Origin of the sequence: Pseudomonas sp. GM50 (assembly GCF_000282375.1) — a bacterium.
Taxonomy (GTDB): domain Bacteria; phylum Pseudomonadota; class Gammaproteobacteria; order Pseudomonadales; family Pseudomonadaceae; genus Aquipseudomonas.
Genome location: NZ_AKJK01000052.1, coordinates 1 through 23,947 on the forward strand (window position 1 = coordinate 1; position 23,947 = coordinate 23,947).

A 23,947-nucleotide genomic window follows, 5' to 3' on the forward strand; every position below is an offset into this window, starting at 1 on the left:
TGGGCAGCCAATCGGCTGCCGCCGATCACCTGGACCTGTCACGGCCGGTGGTTTCACGCTATCTGGCGGAGCTGGAAGATTGGGTCGGCGCGCGCCTGATGCACCGCACCACACGCAAATTGAGCCTGACCGCCGCCGGTACGGAAATGCTGCCTCGCTGTCGGCAGATGCTCGATTTGTCCACCGACATGCAAGCCGCCGTCAGCGAGCCGGACGACGCACCGCGAGGCCTGCTGCGGATCAGCGTCAGCACCTCGTTCGGCCAGGCGCAACTGGCGGACGCCATGGCGGCTTACGTCAAACGTTTCCCCGGCGTCAGCATCGATATGCAAATGCTCGACCGCACGGTGAATCTGGTGGATGAACGCATCGATCTGGCGATCCGCACCAGCAACGACCTGGACCCGAACCTGATCGCCCGGCGCCTGACGGTCTGCCGTTCGGTGATTTGCGCCTCCCCCGCCTACCTGCGCGAGCACCCGACGCCGCAACGGGTCGAGGACCTGAGCCTGCACAACTGCCTGACCCACTCCTACTTCGGCAAAAGCCTGTGGCATTTCGAACAGGACGGCGAGCCCGTCTCGGTACCGGTACAGGGCAACATCAGCGCCAACGAAGCCAGTACGCTGTTGCGCGCGACGTTGGCCGGCGCCGGCGTGGTGATGCTGCCCAGTTACCTGGCCGGCGTGCATATCCACAGCGGCGAACTGATCCGCCTGTTGCCCCAGGCCGAGCCCCGGCAGCTGAACATCTATGCGGTGTATGCCTCACGCAAGCACATGCCGGCGGCGTTGCGCAGCATGCTGGATTTTCTGGTGCTCAGATTTCCGGAAGAGCCGGAGTGGGATCTAGGTCTGTAACCGGATCAATGGAGGGAATGCTTTCCCCCTTCAACACACAGACCCCCTGTGGGATATCAATGTTCTGAATATTGCGTTAAACGCGAGGGCCGCTTTGCTGGCAACTCACCCGCGCTGACCTATGCTCAAAGCAGTACCCAAGGGTATTCGTTCAGAGGTCAACGCCATGAACATCAAAACAAAAAGATACCTCGCCATTTTCATCACTTGCGCGGCGACGCTGGCGCTGTATGGCACAGCCGCCTGGCGTGTCGAGCAGTTGCGACAACAGCCCCGTGACTTCGCGAGCTGCAACTTCGAGCGCTGCATCCCCCACAACGCAAGCCTCAATGCCCTCCGATAACGAACCCTGTGGCGAGGGGGCTTGCCCCCGTTCGGCTGCGCAGCAGTCGTAACTCGGTGAATGCGGTGTTCTCATTGAAATGCTGGGGTCGCTTCGCGACCCAACGGGGGCAAGCCCCCTCGCCACGGGGTTCAGGTCTCGTTATCGGCATGGTCCTGATCGGCCTTCAAACGGTCGCGAAAGGCCTTGGGCGAGATCCCCACGCGACGCCTGAACAGGCGTGTGAAGTTGGTCGGATCGGAAAACCCCAACACGTCGGACATTTCATAAATGGTCATGCTGGTGTAGGTCAGCAAGCGCTTGGCCTCCAGCAATTGACGCTCATGCATGATCTGCAACGCCGGTTGCCCCGCCAGTTCACGGCACGTGCCGTTGAGGTGGGACACGGAAATCCCCAGCCGATGAGCCAGGTCCTCGACCTTGACGTGCTGGCGATAGGTTTCTTCCACCAGCTGAATAAAGCCGTTGAGGTATTCCCGAGCCCGCTGCGGACGCTGGGTGGCGCTTTGGCGCTGAATCACCTGGCGGCTGATCCACACCATAATCACGCTGACCAGCGAATGCATGAGCATTTCCCGCGCCGGTTGATGGCCGGTGTACTCGCTTTGCAGCGCTGAAAACAGGCTGTTGAGGTACTCGCTGTCCTTGCCCGCCGGGTAGCTTTCGGCCTGTGCCAGAGCGTTCACCGAATTGCCCAACTGCGCCTGAAGATGGGCGATCAGCGGCGCGGCCAGCGTGACGACGAAACCTTCGACGTCCTCGGAAAACCGATAACCATGCACCGATAACGGCGGCAGAATCAGGATTGCCGGCTCAGTCAATTGTGAGCGTTTGCCTTCGATCTCAAGCTCTGCCTGACCTTTGAAAACGAAGAGTAACTGACACAAATCGGCGTGGCGGTGGGGTTTGATTTCCCATTGATGTTCGCGGCTGCGTTTGGAAATGGTTTCACAGTGCAGCAAGTCAGGGGTCGGCCAGTCCAGGCTTTCACCGTAGAGTTTGAACACCGGAATCGATGGCAGGTCAGGCTTGTTCATCACTTCAATCCAGGCCTCGAGGGTAACGGGGCGATAATCGCACCGATTGGCAGAATGTACAGGTATCGGCTCAGTTTTCCCCTTCAATTGACAGACTCGCAAGTGAAAAATGCAAGTACTCGATCCATAAAAATCATTCACCGGCCTTGGTCGCGTGGAGCTTGCGAGTCATAAAAACAATGAAAACACTGAAAACCCAAGTCGCGATCATCGGTGCCGGCCCCTCTGGTTTGCTACTCGGCCAATTGCTGCATAACGCCGGCATCGACACCCTGATCCTCGAACGCCAGACCCCGGACTATGTGCTCGGACGCATCCGCGCCGGAGTCCTCGAACAAGGCATGGTAGAGCTGTTGCGTCAGGCCGGGGTGGGCCAGCGCATGGACGCCGAAGGGCTGGTCCATGCAGGCTTTGAACTGGCCCTCGACGGGCGCCGGGTACACATCGATTTGCAGGCGCTGACCGGCGGCAAAACCGTGACGATCTATGGCCAGACCGAAGTCACCCGCGATCTGATGGCCGCTCGTCGGGACGCCGGTGCGCAGACGATCTATGCAGCCAGCAATGTCGTCCCCCACGGCATGAAAACCGCCGAACCCTTTGTCACCTTCGACAAGGACGGCGAAACGTATCGACTCGATTGTGACTACATCGCCGGTTGCGACGGTTTCCATGGCGTGGCGCGGCAGTCGATTCCTGCCGACTGCCTGAAGGTGTTCGAGCGGGTTTATCCGTTCGGCTGGCTGGGGATTCTCGCTGACACGCCGCCGGTGCACGAAGAGTTGGTCTATGCGCGGCATGAACGGGGTTTTGCGCTGTGCAGCATGCGTTCGCCGACACGTACCCGTTATTACCTCCAGGTACCGGCCCAGGACAAAGTCGAGGATTGGTCTGACCAACGTTTCTGGGATGAGCTCAAAGCCCGTCTGCCTGCCGCCCTCGCCGACACGCTGGTGACCGGCCCGTCGATCGAAAAAAGCATCGCGCCGCTGCGCAGCTTCGTGGTCGAACCGATGCAGTACGGGCGGATGTTCCTGGTCGGCGACGCCGCCCATATCGTCCCGCCCACCGGCGCCAAGGGCCTGAACCTGGCGGCCAGCGACGTCAGTACGTTGTTCAATATTCTGCTGAAGGTTTACCGCGAAGGGCGCGTGGATTTGCTGGAGAAGTATTCCGAGGTTTGCTTGCGGCGGGTGTGGAAAGCCGAGCGATTCTCCTGGTGGATGACCTCGATGTTGCATCGCTTCGACGAGCACGACGCGTTCAGCCAGCGCATCAGCGAGTCGGAGCTGGCCTATTTCGTGGACTCCGAGGCGGGCCGAAAAACCATCGCCGAAAATTACGTTGGCCTTCCATACGAGGCTATCGAATAGCCTCCTACCGATCTACACTGGCGAGCATCCCGCTCGCCTTGCCTGCTGCGGGTCCATTACTGCCCGCAGGTTTTACCCGTGACCAATCTCAACCAGCCTGAAACGCCCAAACCGGCCATTCGCAGCGTGTTGATCGCACTGATGCTGGCGATCTTTCTGGGCGCGCTGGACCAGACCATCGTCGCCGTGTCGATGCCGGCCATTTCCGCGCAATTCAAGGATGTAAGCCTGTTGGCCTGGGTGATTTCCGGGTACATGGTGGCGATGACCGTGGCGGTGCCGATCTACGGCAAACTCGGTGACCTGTATGGGCGCCGCAAGTTGATGCTGTTCGGCATGGGGGTGTTCACCCTGGCGTCATTGTTCTGCGGCATGGCGCAAAGCATGGAGCAATTGGTGCTCGCGCGGATCCTTCAGGGTATCGGCGCCGGCGGGATGATTTCGGTGAGCCAGGCGATCATCGGCGACATCGTTCCACCCCGCGAGCGCGGTCGCTATCAGGGTTACTTCAGCAGCATGTACGCGGTGGCCAGCGTGGCCGGCCCGGTGCTCGGTGGCTACATGACCGAATACCTGTCCTGGCGCTGGGTGTTTCTGATTAACCTTCCACTGGGCCTGGGTGCCTGGCTGGTGGCCTACCGCACGCTGGTGGGGCTGCCGGTGCCACAGCGCAAACCGGTCATCGACTACTTCGGCACCTTGCTGATGATCATTGGCCTGACAGCGTTGTTGCTGGGCATTACTCAGGTTGGCCAGGGCCATTCGTGGCGCAGCGCTGAAGTCTTGGGTTTGCTCGGTTGTGCGGTGGTGGTGCTGGCCGTGTTCGTCTGGCATGAACGGCGGGCGCGGGAACCGTTGCTGCCGATGCATTTGTTTGCCAACCGCAGTGCGATTTTTTGCTGGTGCACGATTTTCTTCACCAGTTTCCAGGCGATTTCCTTGATCGTGCTGATGCCGCTGCGCTTCCAGAGCGTCACCGGCGCCGGGGCTGACAGCGCCGCTCTGCACCTGTTGCCGCTGGCCATGGGCTTGCCGATAGGCGCGTATTTCGCCGGACGCCAGACCTCGGTGAGTGGTCGTTATAAACCGATGATTCTGACCGGCGCCCTGCTGATGCCGTTCTCGATTCTCGGCATGGCGCTCAGCGCGCCTCAGGCGTTTGTGCTGAGCAGCCTGTTCATGTTGCTCAGCGGCATTGCCAGTGGCATGCAGTTTCCGACATCGTTGGTGGGCACGCAAAACTCGGTGGAACAACGGGACATCGGCGTCGCCACCAGCACCACCAATCTGTTCCGCTCTCTGGGCGGCGCAGTGGGTGTGGCGTTAATGTCGGCGCTGCTGCTGGCGTTGTTGCAGGATTCGAGTTTCGCGCACCTGGCCAGCTCTTCGCTGATGGCCGAGGGGAGTTCGGGGAATGTCTTGCTGGACGGTTTGAACGCCGCGCCGGGGGATGCGCAGGACGCCTTGCGCGCAGAATTGCTGCTGACCTTCCGGCACTTGCTGATGGTCAGCGCGGCGGTGTCGCTGCTGGGGCTGGCGGCGGCGATTGCCATGCCGAATAGAGTGTTGCGGGGGCGGGAGGACACGGTTCGGTAGGGGACCGAGGCGCCTGCAATCGCGAGCAGGCTCGCTCCCACATTGGATCTAGGCCGTATGCAACATTTGTGACCAATGGAGATTTACTGTGGGAGCGAGCCTGCTCGCGATTGCGGTCTTTCAGTAACCTTGAATCAAGGGCTGTAATACCCCACCGCCACCAGAAAATGCCCGACCTTTTTCAGGTAGGCATGCTTGTCTTCGACCTTGCCGGTCACCGGGTTTTTCCAGCGGTACTCGTATTCGCCGTCAGCCTGTTTGGCCATCAGCGCCAGAATCGGCTCGCCCACCGGTTTGCCTTCCGGGTCCTTGATCTTGCCGAAGTCGGTATTGATCAATCGCAGGTTGGTGCCGTGAGCGACATAACGCCGGGTATCCAGGTCGACGACAAACACGTACAGGTCATCCTGCAAGTAACCGCCCTTGAGGGAGTTGATCGCTGTGAGCGTGCCCTTCTCGTTTTTGGCCAGATCGACCGCTGCTTTATCGAGCAACGCTTGCGCCTGTTGCGGCGAGGCCCGTGGCAGGTAGTAACCAACCGCCAGAATCCGCTGGCCGACGCGCTGATAGAACACATGCTTGCGTTCAACCTTACCGTCGGCCCAGTTCTGCCAGCGGTATTCGGCCTGCTGAATGCCGTTGCCCTCCGGCACTTTCAAGGCGTCCTTGAAGGCTTTCTGTACATCCGGCCCGAGTACCTCGGACACATCGCGACCGATCAACGCCGAAGATGGCCCGCCGCTGGCGAGCATCACGCCCTTGGTATCGACCACGAAGACATAACGATCCTTGTCGACAAACTCGCCCTGACGGCTGAACGCCGCAAAAGCCTTGTCACCCTGCTCGTGGTAATAGGCCAGGGCTTTTTCCAGCAAGGCTTTGGCGGCCTGGCTGTCAGCCTTTTCCGTCGTGGCGGCATGAACCGGCCCCAGGCACAGCAAAAGCAAACCGCCCAGCCAGGCCAGCTTGTGAAGAACCCCCATGGTGCATTCCCCGTTCTTGTTAGTGTTTCAAGAGCGTAGACGGCTTGGGGTTATGTATGAATATTCAGGAAAGCGTGGTGGGCGCTGTGCTTTGAAGAGGCTTTGTGTGGCCAGGGGATTTTCTGTAGGGAGAGGCTTTTTGTGGCGAGGGGGCTTGCCCCCGTTCGGCTGCACAGCAGTCGCAAATCAGGCGCCGCGGATTATCTGAAAAACGGCGGCGAATGGATTGGGGCGGCTGCGCCACCCAACGGGGGCAAGCCCCCTCGCCACAGCAAGCCCCCTCGCCACAGAAGCTCCGTCACCACAAAAGCCCCATTCCTCATCACGGCATCAGTCAATCAAGGCCGGGTGCGCAGTTGTTGCTGCAGATTCTGAATCTGCGCCTGCAGGGTGTTGATGTTGCGGGTGACCTGGCCGCGGAAGGCGTCGAACTCGGCGGTATTGGTGCCACCTTGTGCGGTGGCCGGGCGGTTGTCCTGCTGGCTTTTGAGCACGATCATGTCTTGTTCCAGACGCTCGATGGCGGCGCTCGGGTTGCCTTGCCTCTTCAGCGCGGTAATGTCGGCACCCAGGCTTTTGAGCTGGGCATCGACTTGGCTGGTATCGGCCGACGCGTTCTTCAACGCGGCCAGTTCGCCGCTCAAGGCTTTGACCTGGGCCTGCAACTGAGCATTGGCGGTTTGTTGTTCGGTGGCTTGCGCGGTCATTTGCGCCAGGCGTTTGTCCAGTTCGGTGGTCTGGCCGAGTACGCCCTGCTGCTGTTTGCTCTGGTCCTGAAGCTTGCTTTCCAGCTGCTTGCTCTGGTCCTGGAGTTTGCCTTCAAGCTGTTTGATTTGCAGCTTCAACGCTTCACTGCCGGTGTTGACGTTGGACTGGCTGGCCACGACCTTGCCGGAAATATCCTGCAGGCGCCCCGCCGCTTCCTCACTGATGCGCGCGAAACTTTCCTGGGTCGCCACCAGTTGCTGTTCCATCAGCGAGATCTGCTGAAAACTCCACCAGGCAAGGCCGGCGAAGGCAAAGAACAGCGCGCCGACCAATGCCCACAGAGGGCCGGTGCTCGGGCCTTTGACCTTGACCACCGGTGTGGTGCGCGAATGCACGGAAGTGCGAGCGGTGGTCGGAAAATCATCGTCATCGAGGCTGTCGGCGCGCAGGCTCGGGACATCGTCGAAGTCGTCGTTGGCATCGTTACGCATGGGCATTAGGGTCAACCTTTGTGGAACGCGGTGATGGCTTGATGCGGCGAAGTATAACCCCCGCTGCCGCACCGGTTGACCCTGAACCCTGAACTCGGTTCAGTCAGGGCCACCCTTGTGTGTCAGCGAATGTCCTGAGCCTTCCACCAGCCGCAGAATTCATCAAGGGCGGTCCAGAGGCTGACTTTCGGATCGTAGTCCAGATAATGCCGTGCGCGACTGATGTCGAGGGTGAAGTTTTTGTTCATGACTTGCATGCCCAGCCGCGACAGGGTCGGTTCGGGACGACCGAGCCACAGCTTGCACACACCCTCGTTGAGCGCGGCAAGGCTGTAGGCCAAACCGTAGGAACGGTAACGGGTAACCTGTGGGACATCCATTTGGCGCATCACGTAATTGACCACATCCCACAACGGAACCGGCGCTCCGTTGCTGATGTTGTAGGCCTTGCCCAAGGCCGAACCGCTGGCCAGCAAGCTGCTGAGCAATGCTTCATTGAGGTTTTGCACGCTGGTGAAATCGACCTTGTTCAGGCCATTGCCGATAATCGCCAACCGCCCTTTACGCTGCATTTTCAGCAATCTCGGGAAAATGCTCATGTCGCCTGCGCCCGTGACGAAACGCGGGCGCAGGGCCAGGGTTTCGAGGCCGAATTCCTGCGCACCGAAGACTTTTTGCTCGGCCAGGTATTTGGTCGCGGCGTAGGGATGTTTGAAGCGCTTGGGCACTTGCTCTTCGGTCAACCCCAGATGATCGCGGCCATCGAAGTAGATCGACGGCGACGACAGGTGCACCAGACGCCGGACCCGCTGTTTCAAACAGGCCTCGACCACGTTCTCGGTGACTTCGACGTTGCCTTGATGAAAGTCCTGATACCGCCCCCACAAACCGACCGCGCCGGCGCAATGGACCACGGCTTCGACGTCTGAACACAGGTCGCGCGCCAGTTGCGGGTCGCTCAAGTCGCCCTGAATGAACTCGGCGCCACGGCGCACCAGATGCTCGACGCTCTCGGCCCGGCGACCGTTGACCCGCACGTCCAGGCCCTGCTCCAGGGCGAAACGCGCAAAGCGTCCGCCAATGAAGCCGCTTGCGCCGGTGACCAGAATCTTCATGAATTGCTCCGAATATTTCGTTTTACGTTTTGCGCTTTGCATATTGCGTAGGGCGTAGGCCGTGAGGTCTTGACGCTGCCCGTCAGTCCAACGGCACCAGCCATTGCTTCGACGAGTGCACCAATTGGTCGGTGAGTAACCCCAACAGCTGACCGCCATTGCGCCAATGATGCCAGTACAGCGGCACATCGATCGGCTTATCTGGCAAAAGCTCCTGCAATTGACCGCGCTCAAGTTGCTCGCGCACCTGCAACTCAGGCACCAGGCCCCAGCCAAGCCCTGCTTCCGTGAGACGAAGAAAGCCTTCGGACGATGGGCATAAATGGTGTTCAAAACCGCCGTCCACACCGAGGGATGCGAGGTAGCGATGCTGTAGGAAATCATCCGGGCCAAACACCAGGGCCGGGGTTTTGGCTAACTGATCGGCGCGCACACCTTCGGGAAAATGCCGGGCAATGAACGCCGGGCTCGCCATCGCACGGTAACGCATCGCCCCCAACAGAACGCTGCGCGCGCCGGCCACCGGCCGTTCACTGGCGCAGACACACCCCGCCACTTCGCCTGCGCGCATGCGTTTGAGGCCGACGGTCTGGTCTTCCACCACCAAGTCGAGCAACAGATGTTGTTCCGCGCAAAAGTCCCCCACCGCCTCGGCCCACCAAGTCGCAAGGCTGTCGGCATTCAGCGCGATGCGCAGGCGTTCCGGCAGACCTTCCTCGTCCAGCGCCGGCACCAGGCTTTGCAGATCGCGCTCCAGCAGCCGCACCTGCTGCACATGGTTGAGCAATCGCCGGCCAATCTCCGTCGGCGCCGGGGGGGTGACCCGCACCAGCACCGGTTGGCCGACTCGTGCCTCCAGCAGTTTGATCCGTTGGGAGATGGCCGATTGGGACAAACCCAGCACCTGCGCGGCGCGTTCGAATCCGGCCTGCTCGATGATGGCGGCGAGCGCAGAAAGCAATTTGTAGTCGAACATCAGTTTTCCTAATGGGCGATCAGCACTATTGGTTTTTCTTATACAGCCTTCAACCGGAGAATGGCCAGCAAGAACTCTTGAACAAGGATCACCGACATGGCTGGCGAAACGTCATTGGCAACCCTGCTGCGCAGCATGAGCCCGCAACTCAACGACGGCGAATATGTGTTCTGCACGTTGCGCGACGGCAAGTTGCCCGCCGGCCTTGAGATTGTCGGCAGTTTTCGTGAACGGGAAGGCCTGACGGTGATTCTGCAACGTTCCCACGCTGAAAAGGCCGGTTTCAGCTTCGACTACGTCGCCGCCTGGATCACCTTGAACGTGCACTCGGCCCTCGAAGCCGTCGGCCTGACCGCCGCGTTCGCCACGGCACTGGGCAAGGCCGGCATCAGTTGCAACGTGATCGCCGGGTATTACCACGACCATTTGTTCGTCGGCCAGGCCGATGCCGAACGCGCCCTCCAAGTACTGCGGGACCTGGCGACCGACGCGGAGTAAAAACGTATGTGGCAAAGCTATGTGAACGGCCTGTTGGTGGCCGCTGGGCTGATCATGGCGATCGGCACCCAGAATGCGTTTGTGCTGGCACAGAGCCTTCGGCGTGAACATCACCTGCCGGTGGCGGCGCTCTGCGTCACCTGCGATGCGCTACTGGTGGCCGCCGGAGTGTTCGGGCTGGCGACGGTGCTGGCGCAAAACCCGACCCTGCTGGCCATCGCCCGCTGGGGAGGCGCGGCGTTTCTGCTGTGGTATGGCAGCCTGGCGTTGCGTCGGGCCTGCTCGAAACAAAGCCTGCAACAGGGTGAAAATCAGACGGTACGCTCACTGCGGGCGGTGCTGCTCAGTGCGTTAGCGGTGACGTTGCTCAACCCGCACGTTTATCTGGACACCGTGTTGCTGATCGGCTCCCTCGGCGCTCAACAAACCGAGCCCGGTGCTTATGTGGTGGGCGCGGCCAGTGCGTCATTACTGTGGTTTTTCACTTTGGCCCTTGGCGCGGCATGGCTGGCGCCGTGGCTGGCACGGCCAGGCACCTGGCGAATCCTCGACCTGTTGGTCGCCGTCATGATGTTCACTGTAGCGTTCCAGTTAATCAGCGCCGGGTGATTTATTCCAAAAGGCTCTGGAACCTCTATTCCACACAGTTGTTGCGTGGTTATGCCGCACCCCCGGTGCTATGATCCGATCCCTGCGCCGCAAAGAGTACAAACTCCCCGGCGCATGTCTGGCCGCCCGTGATCGGCCTTGCGCTCACCGCAACTGACCTGATTAGGAGAATCATCATGGCTTTCGAATTGCCGCCGCTGCCTTACGCACACGATGCCCTGCAGCCGCACATTTCAGAGGAAACTCTGCAGTATCACCACGACAAGCACCACAACACCTATGTCGTGAACCTGAACAACCTGGTGCCAGGCACCGAGTTCGAAGGCAAGACCCTGGAAGAAATCGTCAAGACTTCCTCGGGCGGTATCTTCAACAACGCCGCTCAGGTCTGGAACCACACGTTCTACTGGAACTGCCTGGCGCCAAACGCCGGCGGTCAACCAACCGGCGCGCTGGCTGATGCCATCAACGCAGCGTTCGGTTCGTTCGACAAGTTCAAGGAAGAGTTCAGCAAAACCTCCATCGGCACCTTCGGTTCCGGTTGGGGCTGGCTGGTGAAAAAGGCTGACGGTTCCCTGGCCCTGGCCAGCACCATCGGCGCCGGCAACCCGCTGACCAGCGGCGACACCCCGCTGCTGACCTGCGACGTCTGGGAACACGCTTACTACATCGACTACCGCAACCTTCGTCCGAAGTACGTCGAAGCGTTCTGGAACCTGGTCAACTGGAAATTCGTGGCTGAGCAGTTCGAAGGCAAAACCTTCACCGCTTAAGCTTCGCGCCAGTCAAGAAACCCGGCTTTTGCCGGGTTTTTTTGTGGGCTGGGGAAATGGGTACATTCCTGCAGCCGCCTTCGCGGGCAAGCCTCGCTCCTACAGGGGCATTGAATCTGGGAACGTCGATACTCCTGTAGGAGCGAGGCTTGCCCGCGAAGAACGATAACGCGGTCCATACCATCTCATAATGGGATTGGCGGGGCTTCCATTAAAAATCAGGGCGCTTTCCCACAATGCGAGTGGCATTCGTCCTCTTGCCCCCACATCACAGCCGTCTAACATCAACTACAAGGAAAAATTGTCCCGTTCCCCTCAAGTTGAGGGCCTCAACAACCGACACAGTGCTAATAGGGCAAATACTCCAAACAACAGCCTATCGGCCAAGCTACCGGCAAAATCCCCTGGGTTGGATTGTCCCTTTGACTGACATCACCGGATTGCCAATACTCATGGCAACTTGACGCTACCCGCACGGAACAAGGAATAACCCTTTGAAGCTGGAACTCAAGAACAGCTTGTCGGTGAAGTTGCTCCGGGTCGTGCTCCTGTCGGCATTGATCGTCGGCGTGGTCTTGAGCTGCGCGCAGATCGTTTTCGATGCCTATAAAACACGCCAGGCCGTGGCCAATGATGCTCAGCGCATCCTCGACATGTTCCGTGACCCCTCGACCCAGGCCGTCTACAGCCTGGACCGGGAAATGGGCATGCAGGTGATCGAAGGCCTGTTTCAGGACGACGCCGTGCGCATGGCCTCCATCGGCCATCCTCACGAAGCCATGCTGGCGCAAAAAACCCGTGAGTTGCAGCACTCCAACAGCCGCTGGTTGACCGATCTGATCCTCGGCCAGGAACGCACCTTCACCACTCAACTGGTGGGTCGCGGGCCCTACAGCGAGTACTACGGCGACCTGAGCATTACCCTCGACACCGCCACCTACGGCAAGGGCTTCATTGTCAGCTCGGTGATCATCTTCATCTCTGGCGTATTGCGCGCCTTGGCCATGGCCCTGGTGCTGTACCTGGTCTATCACTGGCTGCTGACCAAACCGCTGTCGCGGATTATCGAACACCTGACCGAAATCAACCCGGACCGGCCCAGCGCCCACAAGATTCCGCAGCTCAAGGGTCATGAGAAAAACGAGTTGGGCGTCTGGATCAACACCGCCAACCAGTTGCTTGAATCCATCGAGCGCAACACTCACCTGCGCCACGAAGCGGAAAACAGCCTGCTGCGCATGGCTCAGTACGACTTCCTCACCGGTTTGCCGAACCGCCAGCAATTGCAGCAACAACTGGACAAAATCCTCGTCGACGCCGGCAAATTACAACGTCGGGTCGCGGTGCTGTGTGTCGGGCTCGATGATTTCAAAGGCATTAACGAACAATTCAGTTATCAGGCCGGCGACCAATTGCTGCTGGCCCTGGCCGATCGACTGCGGGCCCATAGCGGTCGCCTCGGCGCCCTCGCCCGCTTGGGGGGCGACCAGTTCGCACTGGTTCAGGCCGACATCGAACAACCCTATGAAGCGGCCGAACTGGCCCAAAGCATTCTCGATGATCTGGAAGCGGCGTTCGCCCTCGATCATCAGGAAATCCGTCTGCGCGCCACCATTGGCATCACCCTGTTCCCCGAGGACGGTGACAGCACCGAGAAGTTGCTGCAAAAAGCCGAGCAGACCATGACCCTGGCCAAGACTCGCTCGCGCAACCGCTATCAGTTCTATATCGCCAGTGTCGACACGGAAATGCGTCGGCGCCGCGAGCTGGAAAAGGACTTGCGCGATGCCTTGATCCGCGACCAGTTCTACCTCGTTTATCAACCGCAGATCAGCTACCGCGATCATCGCGTGGTGGGCGTCGAGGCGTTGATTCGCTGGCAACATCCCGAACACGGGCTAGTGCCGCCGGACCTGTTCATTCCGCTGGCCGAGCAGAACGGCACCATCATCGCCATCGGCGAATGGGTGCTGGATCAGGCCTGCAAGCAATTGCGCGAGTGGCACGATCAGGGTTTCGTCGACCTGCGCATGGCGGTGAACCTGTCCACCGTGCAACTGCACCACGCCGAGTTGCCGCGGGTGGTCAATAACCTGCTGCAGATGTACCGCCTGCCACCGCGCAGCCTGGAGCTGGAAGTCACCGAAACCGGCCTGATGGAAGACATCAGCACCGCCGCCCAGCACTTGTTGAGCCTGCGTCGCTCCGGCGCGCTGATCGCCATCGACGACTTTGGCACCGGTTATTCATCACTGAGTTACCTGAAAAGCCTGCCGCTGGACAAGATCAAGATCGACAAGAGCTTCGTTCAGGACCTGCTCGATGACGACGACGATGCGACCATCGTTCGCGCCATCATCCAGCTGGGCAAGAGCCTGGGCATGCAGGTGATTGCCGAAGGCGTGGAAACCGCCGAGCAAGAGGCCTACATCATCTCCGAAGGCTGCCACGAAGGTCAGGGCTATCACTACAGCAAACCGCTGCCGGCACGGGAATTGAGCGCCTACCTCAAGCAAGCCCAGCGCAGTAACGCGGCTATTTTGTAGAAGGTCAAAAGATCGCAGCCTCGTTTCACTCGACAGCTCCTACGTGGACCGCGTTCCCCTGTAGGAGCTGTCGAGTGAAACGAGGCTGCGATCTTTTAATGCGCCCCACATCATTGCGTGAATAAGAAATATTTACAGGAACAACCCTTTACACATAATGCGAAAGATTTGCATTATGTCGCAGTTTTGCGCGCCCTCCACGCGCGTCCATCAATCACCGAAGCAGGATGTTCGCCATGATTCGTATGCCTCTGGCCACCGCCAGTCTGCTGGCCATCGCTATTTCCCTCGCCGGTTGCGGCGAAGGCAAAGACAAGGCTGCCGCTCCACAAGCGCCGACCCCGGCCGCCAGCACCACTGCCCCGGCTGCGCCTGCTGCTACCGGTAAAGTCGATGAAGCCGCCGCCAAGGCTGTGGTCGCGCACTACGCCGACATCGTCTTCGCCGTTTACAGCGATGCCGAATCCACTGCGAAAACCCTGCAAACCGCCGTCGACGCATTCCTCGCCAAGCCGAACGCCGACACCCTGAAAGCCGCCAAGGCTGCCTGGGTCGCGGCCCGCGTGCCTTACCTGCAGAGCGAAGTGTTCCGCTTCGGCAACACCATCATCGACGACTGGGAAGGTCAGGTGAACGCCTGGCCACTGGACGAAGGCTTGATCGACTACGTCGACAAATCCTACGAACACGCACTGGGTAACCCGGGCGCCACCGCCAACATCATCGCCAACACTAAAGTTCAGGTCGGCGAAGACAAGGTCGACGTGAAAGACATCACCCCGGAAAAACTCGCCAGCCTGAACGAGCTGGGCGGTTCCGAGGCCAACGTCGCCACTGGCTACCACGCCATCGAATTCCTGCTCTGGGGCCAGGACCTGAACGGCACCGGTCCTGGCGCCGGCAACCGTCCGGCTTCCGACTACCTGGAAGGCAAAGGCGCTACTGGCGGTCACAACGATCGTCGTCGCGCTTACCTGAAATCCGTGACCCAACTGCTGGTCAACGACCTGCAAGAAATGGTTGGTAACTGGAAGCCGAACGTGGCCGACAACTACCGCGCCACCCTGGAAGCGGAACCGGCTGAAACCGGCCTGCGCAAAATGCTGTTCGGCATGGGCAGCCTGTCCCTGGGCGAATTGGCGGGCGAGCGCATGAAGGTTTCCCTGGAAGCCAACTCCCCGGAAGACGAACAGGATTGCTTCAGCGACAACACTCACAACTCGCACTTCTACGACGCCAAAGGCGTGCGTAACGTGTACCTGGGCGAATACACCCGCGTCGATGGCAGCAAAATGACCGGCGCCAGCCTGTCGTCGCTGGTCGCCAAAGCCGACCCGGCAGCCGACACCGCGCTGAAAGCCGACCTGGCCGCCACCGAAGCCAAGCTTCAGGTCATGGTCGATCACGCCAACAAGGGTGAGCACTACGACCAACTGATCGCTGCCGGTAACACGGCTGGCAACCAGATCGTGCGCGACGCCATCGCCTCGCTGGTCAAGCAGACCGGTTCGATCGAAGCAGCCGCTGGCAAACTGGGCATCAGCGACCTGAACCCGGACAACGCTGATCACGAGTTCTGATCAACGCTGGCTGAGTGAATACAAAGGCGACCTTCCGGTCGCCTTTTTTGTCCCTGCCTGAATGAAATCCCTGTGGGAGCGAGCCTGCTCGCGATGGGGGCATCACAGCCAACATTGATGTTGAATGTGAAATCGCTATCGCGAGCAGGCTCGCTCCCACATTGGATTGCGCTGAACCTGTAGGAGCGAGGCTTGCCCGCGAAGGCGGCGTCACATTCAACATCGTTGGTGACTGTCGCACTGCTTTCGCGAGCAAGCTTCGCTCCTACAAACTGGAGCAAACGATAATTCCTCTTATTCAAACTCCCCTGCCCTGTTAGACTTTGCGCCCTTGTTTTGCTCGTCTTGCAGGATGTCCGATGCCCTCGCTGCCTCTTCGCTTGTCTGCACTGCTGCTGGCCCTGGGCCTGAGTGCCTGCGATGACGCCCCGCGTTTTACCCAGGCCGAACCCGGTGAGGCCCGCTCCGGCGGCAGCGCGACGGTGCGCAAGACCGATCAGAACGCATTCTCCCTGCCGTCCGCCAATCTGCCGCCATCACGACGCGTCGACTTCAGCGTCGGCAACAGTTTCTTTCGCAGCCCTTGGGTGATTGCGCCGTCAACCACCACCGCCCGCGATGGCCTTGGCCCTCTGTTCAATACCAACGCCTGCCAGAACTGCCACATCAAGGACGGGCGCGGTCACCCGCCCGCGGCCGATGCGCCGAATGCGGTGTCGATGCTGGTGCGTCTGTCGATCCCTGATGCGCCGGCCTATGCCAAGGTCATCGAACAACTGGGCGTGGTCCCCGAGCCGGTCTACGGCGGGCAGTTCCAGGACATGTCGGTGCCCGGCGTCGTTCCGGAAGGCAAGGTGCGCGTCGATTACACAGCGGTCCCGGTACGTTTCAAGGACGGCAGCGAAATCGAGTTGCGTAAGCCGACCTTGCAGATCACCCAACTCGGCTACGGCCCGATGCACCCCGACACGCGTTTCTCGGCGCGCATCGCACCGCCGATGATTGGCCTGGGCTTGCTAGAAGCGATTCCCGACGAGGCCATCCTGGCTAACGCCGAGGCTCAGGCCCGAGAGAAAAACGGTATCGCCGGACGACCGAACCGGGTCTGGGACGACGCGCAGCAGAAAACCGTTCTCGGGCGATTTGGCTGGAAGGCCGGGCAACCGAACCTCAATCAACAAAACGTTCACGCGTTCTCTGGTGATATGGGGCTCACCACCAGCCTGAGACCCGTTGATGACTGCACCGACGCGCAAACCGCTTGCAAGCAGGCGCCCAACGGCAATGGCCCGGAGGGTGAGCCGGAAGTCAGCGATAACATCCTGCGTCTGGTGCTGTTCTACAGCCGTAACCTCGCGGTACCGGCCCGTCGCGATGTCGGCGCGCCGCAAGTGCTGGCCGGCAAGAATCTGTTTTTCCAGGCGGGATGCCAGTCCTGCCACACCCCGAAATACACCACCGCCACCAACGCCGCGGAACCTGAATTGGCCAATCAAGTGATTCGCCCTTACAGCGACCTGCTGCTGCATGACATGGGCGACGGCCTGGCCGACAACCGCAGCGAATTCCAGGCCAGCGGCCGCGACTGGCGCACCCCGCCGTTGTGGGGCATCGGCCTGACGCAGGCGGTCAGCGGCCACACCCAGTTTTTGCATGACGGCCGCGCCCGTAACTTGCTTGAAGCCGTGCTCTGGCATGGCGGCGAGGCACAGGCGGCGCAGCAACAGGTTTTGTCTTTCAATGCCGAGCAGCGTGCGGCGTTGCTGGCGTTTTTGAATTCCCTTTAATACGTTTTCCTTCAGCGGGAGCCCGACATGTTCCGTCCCAAATTGTTGTTCACCAGCCTTGCCGCCCTCGCCTTGGGCGCCTGTTCGCCCCAGGATCCGCAAGCGGTCACGTCGGCGGCCATCGCCAAGCAAGTCATCCTGCCGACCTACAGCCGCTGGGTCGAAGCCGACCGTCAATTGGCGGTCAGCGCCCTGGCGTTCTGCCAAGGCAAGGAAAACCTCGAAACCGCCCGCGCCGACTTCCTGCACGCGCAGAAAGCCTGGGCCGAGTTGCAACCGCTGCTGATCGGGCCGTTGGCCGAGGGCAACCGTTCGTGGCAAGTGCAGTTCTGGCCGGACAAGAAGAACCTCGTCGGCCGTCAGGTCGAGCAATTAGTGACCGCGCAGCCGCAGATCGATGCCGCCGCCCTGACCAAGTCCAGCGTTGTGGTGCAAGGCCTCTCGGCCTATGAATACATTCTGTTCGACAGCAAGATCGACATGGCCGACAGCGCTCAGAAAGCTAAATACTGCCCGCTGCTGACCGCCATTGGCGAACGTCAGAAGCAACTGGCCGAAGAGATCCTGTCGCGCTGGAACACCAACGACGGCATGCTCGCGCAGATGAGCAAATTCCCCAACCAGCGCTACGCCGACTCCCACGAAGCGATCGCCGATCTGCTGCGCGTGCAAGTGACGGCGCTGGACACCCTGAAGAAAAAACTCGGCACGCCGATGGGTCGCCAGAGCAAGGGCACGCCACAGCCGTTCCAGGCCGATGCCTGGCGTAGCCAATCGTCGCTGAAAAGCCTGGAAGCGAGCCTGAGCGCGGCGCAAACCGTCTGGGTCGGTGTCGACAACAAAGGCCTGCGCGGTCTGTTGCCGAGCGAGCAGAAACCCTTGGCCGACAAGATCGACGCGGCCTACGCAGCATCCCTGAAACTGCTCGCCAGCAACCAGCACTCGCTGACCGACATGCTCACTGACGATGCCGGGCGCCAGCAGCTCAACGCCATCTACGACAGCCTCAACGTGGTCCATCGGCTGCACGAAGGCGAACTGGCCAAGGCGCTGGGCATCCAACTGGGCTTCAACGCCAACGACGGTGACTGATGAGGGCAAGTGCCATGCTGCGACGCCAGGCTCTGACATTAGGGAGTTTGCTGCTGGGTGCGGTGACACTGGGCGGCTGGACGCTGTTCAAGCAAAAGGACAAAAGCCCGCTACTGCTCTCGGCGCGGGACGATGGTGACGGCAAGCACTACGCCGTCGGTTATCGGCTGGACGGCACCCGGGTGTTTGCCACCCAGGTCGGCCAGCGTTGCCACGACATCATCAACCACCCGACGCTGCCGATAGCGCTATTCGTCGCTCGGCGTCCGGGCACCGAGAGTTACCTGATCGACCTGCGCGACGGCACGTTGCTGCAAACCGTGGTGTCGCAGCCGAACCGGCACTTCTACGGTCACGCAGTGATTCACCACAGCGGCGACTGGCTGTACGCCACCGAAAACGACACCACCGACCCGGGCCGTGGCCTGCTCGGTGTGTATAAGTTCGAAGGTGAGCGACTTATCCACAGCGGCGAGCTTTCCACCCACGGTGTCGGCCCGCATCAGGTGTCGTGGATGCCCGATGGCGAGACGCTGATCGTGGCCAACGGCGGCATTCGCACCGAGGCCGAAAGCCGGGTCGAGATGAACCTCAACGCGATGGAGCCGAGCCTGGTGTTGATGCAGCGCGATGGCACTTTGTTGAGCAAGGAAACACTGGCTCAGCAGATGAACAGCGTGCGGCATTTGGGCGTCGCCAGCGATGGCACCATCGTCGCCGGCCAGCAGTTCATGGGCGCTGCTCATGAATCATCGGAGCTGCTGGCGATCAAGCGTCCCGGCCAACCGTTCGTGGCGTTCCCGGTGCCCGAGCATCAATTGCAGGCCATGGGGCATTACACCGCCAGCGTCGCCGTGCACAGCGAACTGCGTCTGGTCGCCCTGACCGCACCGCGGGGCAACCGCTTTTTTATCTGGGACCTGGACAGCGGTGAAGTACGCCTGGACGCGCCACTTCCCGACTGCGCCGGCGTCGGAGCCGTGGCCGATGGGTTTGTCGTGACCTCGGGCCAAGGACGCTGCCGCTACTACGATTGCCGCCAGACAACCCTGGTTGCAAAACCTCTGGAGTTACCTGCGGGGCTCTGGGACAACCATCTGCATCTGATCTGATCTCACCCGCCCTTGCAGGAGCGAAGCTTGCTCGCGAAAGCGATGTATCAGTCGGTATTTCCGCTGACTGACACACCGCTTTCGCGAGCAAGCTTCGCTCCTACAGGTTTTGTGCTCGCCTGTAAAAAGTGGCAGTTGGATTCACTGCCACACTCGGAGTAATGTTCCCGCCTGTCTCACCTGATTTTCTCCAAGGAAATGGAAATATGCTGCGTCGCCGCATGCTGATCATGCTGGGTGTTGTTCTGCTAATCGTGCTGGTCCTGGCCGGTTACAAAGCCTTTTCCATCTACACGATGATGCAAGGCTTCTCCGTGCCGAAACCGCCGATAAGTGTCGCCGTGGCCACCGCCACCGAACGTCCGTGGCAAAGCCGTTTGCCAACGGTCGGCACCCTCACGGCGCTGCAAGGGGTCGACCTGAGCCTGGAGATCGCCGGCACCGTCAAGGAGGTGCAGTTCGAGTCGGGGCAGAAGGTCAAGGCCGGTCAGCCGATCCTGCAACTCGATACCGCCGTTGAAACGGCTCTGCTGGCAACCGCTCAAGCCGACCTGGGACTGGCGCAACTGGATTACGGTCGCGGCAGCCAGTTGGTGGGCAGCCAGGCCATTTCCAAAGGCGAGTTCGACCGACTCTCGGCGGTGTTGCAAAAGAGCCGTGCCACCGTCAATCAGCTCAAGGCGGCACTGGAAAGAAAACGCATCCTCGCCCCGTTCAGCGGGACCATTGGCATTCGTCAGGTAGACGTCGGCGACTACGTGGCCAGCGGCACGATGATCGCCACCCTGCAAGACATCAGCAGCCTCTACGTCGACTTCTTTGTGCCCGAACAATCGGTGCCGAAAATAGCCCTCGGCCAACCGGTACAAGTCATTGTCTCGGCCTACCCGACAGAGAGTTTCCCCGGCACTATCAGTGCGATCAACCCGAAGGTCGAGAGCAGCACCCGCAACGTGCTGGTACGCGCAACCCTGGCCAACCCCGATGACAAACTGCTGCCGGGGATGTTCGCCAGCCTGCAGGTGATGTTGCCTGATCCGCAGCCACGCATCGTCGTGCCGGAAAGCGCGATCACCTACACCCTTTATGGCAACTCGCTGTACGTCGTCGCGCAGAAAAAGGCCGAAGACGGCAGCCTCGAAAAAGACGACAAGGGCGAGCCGATCCTGATCGCCGAGCGGCGCTTCATCGAAACCGGTGAACGCCGCGACGGGATGGTCATGATCACCAAAGGCGTGCAGAACGGCGAAAAAGTGGTCACGGGGGGCCAGATCAAACTGGACCACGGCGCACACATTGCCATCAGCGACGACAAGACCCTAGCCGAGAAGAGCAGTCAGCCGCGCGCTGACTGATCAAGGAATCCCCATGGCTTTTACCGACCCGTTCATCCGCCGCCCGGTGCTCGCCACCGTGGTCAGCCTGTTGATTGTGCTGCTGGGCTTCCAGGCCTGGAGCAAGTTGCCGTTGCGCCAATACCCGCAAATGGAAAACGCCCTGATCACGGTGACCACCGCTTACCCCGGGGCCAACGCCGAAACCATCCAGGGTTACATCACCCAACCGATGCAGCAGAGCCTGGCCAGCGCCGAAGGCATCGACTACATGACCTCGGTCAGTCGACAGAACTTCTCGGTGATCTCGATCTACGCGCGCATCGGTTCCAACAGCGACCGCTTGTTCACCGAGCTGCTGGCCAAGGCCAACGAGGTCAAGAACCAACTGCCCCAAGACGCCGAAGACCCGGTGCTGAGCAAGGAAGCCGCCGACGCTTCGGCGCTGATGTACATCAGTTTCTTTAGCAAGGAGCTGAGCAATCCGCAGATCACCGATTACTTGTCGCGGGTTATCCAGCCGAAACTGGCGACCCTGCCGGGCATGGCCGAAGCCGAGATTCTTGGTAATCAGGTGTTCGCCATGCGCCTGTGGCTGGACCCGGTGAAACTCGCCGGTTATGGCCTGAGCGCCAGCGACGTGACCAACGCCGTGCGCCAGTACAACTTCCTCTCCGCCGCCGGCGAAGTGAAAGGCGAGTATGTGGTCACCAGCATCAACGCCAACACCGAACTCAAATCCGCCGAGGCCTTTGGCGCGATCCCGCTCAAGGTAGAGGGCGACAGTCGCGTACTGCTGCGGGACGTGGCGCGGGTCGAGATGGGCGCGGAGAACTACAACTCCGTCAGTTCCTTCGGCGGCACGCCCTCGGTGTACATCGGCATCAAGGCCACGCCCGGCGCCAACCCGCTGGATGTGATCCGGGAAGTGCGCAAGATCATGCCGGAGCTGGAAGCCCAGTTGCCGCCGAACCTGAAAGGTGAAATCGCCTACGACGCCACGCTGTTCATCCAGGCCTCCATCGACGAAGTGGTGAAAACCCTGTTCGAAGCGGTGCTGATCGTGATCGTGGTGGTGTTCCTGTTCCTCGGCGCCCTGCGCTCGGTGGTGATCCCGGTGGTCACCATTCCGCTGTCGATGATCGGCGTGATGTTCTTCATGCAGATGATGGGCTACTCGATCAATCTGCTGACCTTGCTGGCGATGGTATTGGCCATCGGGCTGGTGGTGGACGACGCCATCGTGGTGGTGGAAAACATCCATCGACACATCGAAGAAGGCAAGACACCGCTGGATGCCGCGCTTGAAGGCGCTGCGGAAATCGCCATGCCGGTGGTGTCGATGACCATTACCCTGGCGGCGGTCTATGCGCCGATCGGCTTTCTGACCGGCCTGACGGGGGCGCTGTTCAAGGAGTTCGCCCTGACCCTGGCCGGGGCGGTGGTGATTTCCGGCGTTGTTGCCCTGACACTGTCGCCGATGATGTGCGCCCTGCTGTTGCGCCACGATGAAAACCCCAGCGGCCTGGCTCATCGCCTGGACATGATCTTCGAAGGCCTCAAGCGTCGCTACCAGAGTGTGCTTCACGGCACCCTCAACACCCGGCCGGTGGTGCTGGTGTTCGCGGTGATCGTGCTGTGCCTGATTCCGGTGCTGCTCAAATTTACCCAGTCGGAACTGGCGCCGGACGAGGACCAGGGCGTCATCTTCATGATGGCCAATGCCCCGCAACCGGCCAACCTCGATTACCTGAACACCTACACCGACGAGTTCCTCACGATTTTCAAGGAGTTCCCCGAGTACTACTCCTCGTTCCAGATCAACGGCTTCAACGGCGTGCAATCGGGGATCGGCGGCTTCCTGCTCAAACCCTGGAACGAACGCAACCGGACCCAAATGCAGATCCTGCCCGAGGTTCAGAGCAAACTGGAGAGCATTCCCGGGCTGCAAATCTTCGGCTTCAACCTGCCGTCCTTGCCGGGCACCGGCGAAGGCTTGCCGTTTCAATTCGTGATCAACTCGGCCAACACCTATGAGTCGTTGTTGGAAGTGACGGACCGGGTTAAAAAAAGGGCGATGGAATCCGGCAAGTTCGCTTTCGTCGACGTCGACCTGGCCTTCGACAAACCCGAAGTCGTGGTGGATATCGATCGGGCCAAGGCTGCACAGATGGGTGTATCGATGCAGGACCTGGGCGGCACCCTCGCAACGTTGCTGGGTGAAGCAGAGATCAACCGTTTCACCATCGAAGGTCGCAGCTACAAAGTCATCGCCCAGGTGGAACGGCCCTTCCGGGATAACCCCGACTGGCTGAACCATTATTACGTCAAGAACGCCAAGGGCGAACTGCTGCCCCTGTCGACCCTGATTACCGTGACCGACCGGGCGCGACCGCGCCAGTTGAACCAGTTCCAGCAACTCAACTCGGCGATTCTTTCCGGAGTCCCGCTGGTCAGCATGGGTGAAGCCATCGACACCGTGCGCCAGATCGCCCGGGAAGAAGCACCGGCGGGTTTTGCCGTCGACTATGCCGGTGCATCACGGCAGTACATTCAGGAAGGCAGCGCGCTGTGGGTCACCTTTGCCCTGGCGCTGGCGATCATCTTCCTGGTGCTGGCAGCCCAATTCGAAAGTTTCCGCGACCCACTGGTGATTCTGGTCACCGTGCCGCTGTCGATCTGTGGCGCGTTGATCCCGCTGTTCCTTGGCTGGTCGAGCATGAACATCTATACCCAAGTGGGATTGGTGACGTTGATCGGGCTAATCAGCAAGCACGGGATCCTGATCGTCGAGTTCGCCAATCAGCTACGCAAGGAAAAGGGCCTGTCACCTCGCGAAGCGGTGGAGGAAGCGGCGGCCATTCGCCTGCGTCCGGTATTGATGACCACGGCGGCGATGGTGTTCGGCATGGTGCCGTTGATCATCGCCACGGGCGCGGGTGCCGTCAGCCGGTTCGACATCGGCACGGTGATCGCGACGGGGATGTCGATCGGGACGCTGTTCACCTTGTTCGTGTTGCCGTGCATCTACACGTTGCTGGCCAAGCCCGATAAGCCCTGAAGACATATCCCTGTGGCGAGGGGGCTTGCCCCCGTTCGGCTGCGTAGCAGTCGTAAACCATTGCATGCGGTGT

The 23,947-nt window shown here is 60.4% G+C and carries 19 protein-coding genes; 14 read left to right on the plus strand and 5 right to left on the minus strand.

The features are described 5' to 3' along the window. Both PMI30_RS16900 and PMI30_RS31505 read left to right on the plus strand, forming a co-directional pair. The coding region (locus tag PMI30_RS16900; protein ID WP_008009236.1) for a LysR family transcriptional regulator at nt 1-860 on the plus strand (860 nt) is incomplete at its 5' end. Between the two features lie 166 nt (nt 861-1,026). Continuing rightward, complete coding sequence (locus PMI30_RS31505; RefSeq protein WP_008009237.1) at nt 1,027-1,203, plus strand: hypothetical protein; 177 nt, start codon at nt 1,027-1,029, stop codon at nt 1,201-1,203. 131 nt (nt 1,204-1,334) lie between these two features. Here the strand turns inward: PMI30_RS31505 and PMI30_RS16895 are convergent, their stop codons facing one another. Then, the gene (locus PMI30_RS16895; RefSeq protein WP_008009238.1) at nt 1,335-2,240 is read right to left on the minus strand and encodes a helix-turn-helix domain-containing protein; all 906 of its coding nucleotides are present in this window, start codon (nt 2,238-2,240) and stop codon (nt 1,335-1,337) included. 188 nt (nt 2,241-2,428) lie between these two features. Here PMI30_RS16895 and pobA point away from each other — a divergent pair, with 188 nt between their 5' ends. Both pobA and PMI30_RS16885 read left to right on the plus strand, forming a co-directional pair. Next, a complete protein-coding gene (gene pobA, locus PMI30_RS16890) occupies nt 2,429-3,613 on the plus strand; it encodes a 4-hydroxybenzoate 3-monooxygenase (RefSeq protein ID WP_177318841.1) in 1,185 nt (394 codons plus the stop codon). 78 nt (nt 3,614-3,691) lie between these two features. Further along, on the plus strand, nt 3,692-5,209 hold the full coding sequence (locus tag PMI30_RS16885; protein ID WP_008009240.1) for an MDR family MFS transporter: 1,518 nt from the start codon (nt 3,692-3,694) through the stop codon (nt 5,207-5,209). Between the two features lie 134 nt (nt 5,210-5,343). Here the strand turns inward: PMI30_RS16885 and PMI30_RS16880 are convergent, their stop codons facing one another. The 4 genes from PMI30_RS16880 to PMI30_RS16865 all read right to left on the minus strand — a co-directional run bounded on the left by PMI30_RS16880 (nt 5,344) and on the right by PMI30_RS16865 (nt 9,482). Beyond that, a complete protein-coding gene (locus tag PMI30_RS16880) occupies nt 5,344-6,192 on the minus strand; it encodes a cache domain-containing protein (RefSeq protein ID WP_008009241.1) in 849 nt (282 codons plus the stop codon). A 338-nt stretch (nt 6,193-6,530) separates the two neighbouring features. Beyond that, complete coding sequence (locus PMI30_RS16875; RefSeq protein WP_008009242.1) at nt 6,531-7,397, minus strand: hypothetical protein; 867 nt, start codon at nt 7,395-7,397, stop codon at nt 6,531-6,533. Nucleotides 7,398-7,513: 116 nt separating this feature from the next. Further along, nucleotides 7,514-8,506, minus strand: a complete 993-nt coding sequence (locus PMI30_RS16870; protein ID WP_008009243.1) for an NAD-dependent epimerase/dehydratase family protein — start codon at nt 8,504-8,506, stop codon at nt 7,514-7,516. Between the two features lie 82 nt (nt 8,507-8,588). Further along, the gene (locus PMI30_RS16865) at nt 8,589-9,482 is read right to left on the minus strand and encodes a LysR family transcriptional regulator ArgP (RefSeq protein ID WP_008009244.1); all 894 of its coding nucleotides are present in this window, start codon (nt 9,480-9,482) and stop codon (nt 8,589-8,591) included. Nucleotides 9,483-9,578: 96 nt separating this feature from the next. On the opposite strand from PMI30_RS16865, the gene PMI30_RS16860 reads away from it, so the two are divergent. The 10 genes from PMI30_RS16860 (at nt 9,579) to PMI30_RS16815 (ending at nt 23,874) form a co-directional block, all read left to right on the plus strand. Beyond that, the gene (locus PMI30_RS16860) at nt 9,579-9,980 is read left to right on the plus strand and encodes an ACT domain-containing protein (RefSeq protein WP_008009245.1); all 402 of its coding nucleotides are present in this window, start codon (nt 9,579-9,581) and stop codon (nt 9,978-9,980) included. 6 nt (nt 9,981-9,986) lie between these two features. Then, a complete protein-coding gene (locus tag PMI30_RS16855; RefSeq protein ID WP_008009246.1) occupies nt 9,987-10,589 on the plus strand; it encodes a LysE/ArgO family amino acid transporter in 603 nt (200 codons plus the stop codon). A 176-nt stretch (nt 10,590-10,765) separates the two neighbouring features. Continuing rightward, nucleotides 10,766-11,362, plus strand: a complete 597-nt coding sequence (locus tag PMI30_RS16850; protein ID WP_007898423.1) for a superoxide dismutase — start codon at nt 10,766-10,768, stop codon at nt 11,360-11,362. A gap of 494 nt (nt 11,363-11,856) precedes the next feature. Next, nucleotides 11,857-13,908 carry a putative bifunctional diguanylate cyclase/phosphodiesterase gene (locus PMI30_RS16845; RefSeq protein ID WP_008009247.1) on the plus strand — a complete coding sequence of 684 codons (2,052 nt, stop codon included), beginning with the start codon at nt 11,857-11,859 and terminating at the stop codon, nt 13,906-13,908. A gap of 236 nt (nt 13,909-14,144) precedes the next feature. After that, nucleotides 14,145-15,488: an imelysin family protein gene (locus tag PMI30_RS16840; RefSeq protein ID WP_008009249.1), complete on the plus strand. Its 1,344-nt coding sequence runs from the start codon at nt 14,145-14,147 to the stop codon at nt 15,486-15,488. Nucleotides 15,489-15,847: 359 nt separating this feature from the next. After that, entirely contained in the window at nt 15,848-17,275 is a 1,428-nt protein-coding gene (locus PMI30_RS16835) for a di-heme oxidoreductase family protein (RefSeq protein ID WP_008009250.1), read from the plus strand. Nucleotides 17,276-17,302: 27 nt separating this feature from the next. Further along, entirely contained in the window at nt 17,303-18,367 is a 1,065-nt protein-coding gene (locus PMI30_RS16830) for an imelysin family protein (protein WP_008009252.1), read from the plus strand. A gap of 14 nt (nt 18,368-18,381) precedes the next feature. Continuing rightward, nucleotides 18,382-19,479, plus strand: coding sequence for a DUF1513 domain-containing protein (locus PMI30_RS16825; RefSeq protein ID WP_008009254.1), 1,098 nt, complete (start codon nt 18,382-18,384; stop codon nt 19,477-19,479). A 206-nt stretch (nt 19,480-19,685) separates the two neighbouring features. After that, complete coding sequence (locus tag PMI30_RS16820) at nt 19,686-20,834, plus strand: efflux RND transporter periplasmic adaptor subunit (RefSeq protein WP_008009257.1); 1,149 nt, start codon at nt 19,686-19,688, stop codon at nt 20,832-20,834. 13 nt (nt 20,835-20,847) lie between these two features. Next, a complete protein-coding gene (locus tag PMI30_RS16815) occupies nt 20,848-23,874 on the plus strand; it encodes a multidrug efflux RND transporter permease subunit (RefSeq protein ID WP_008009259.1) in 3,027 nt (1,008 codons plus the stop codon). Nucleotides 23,875-23,947 lie beyond the last annotated feature (73 nt).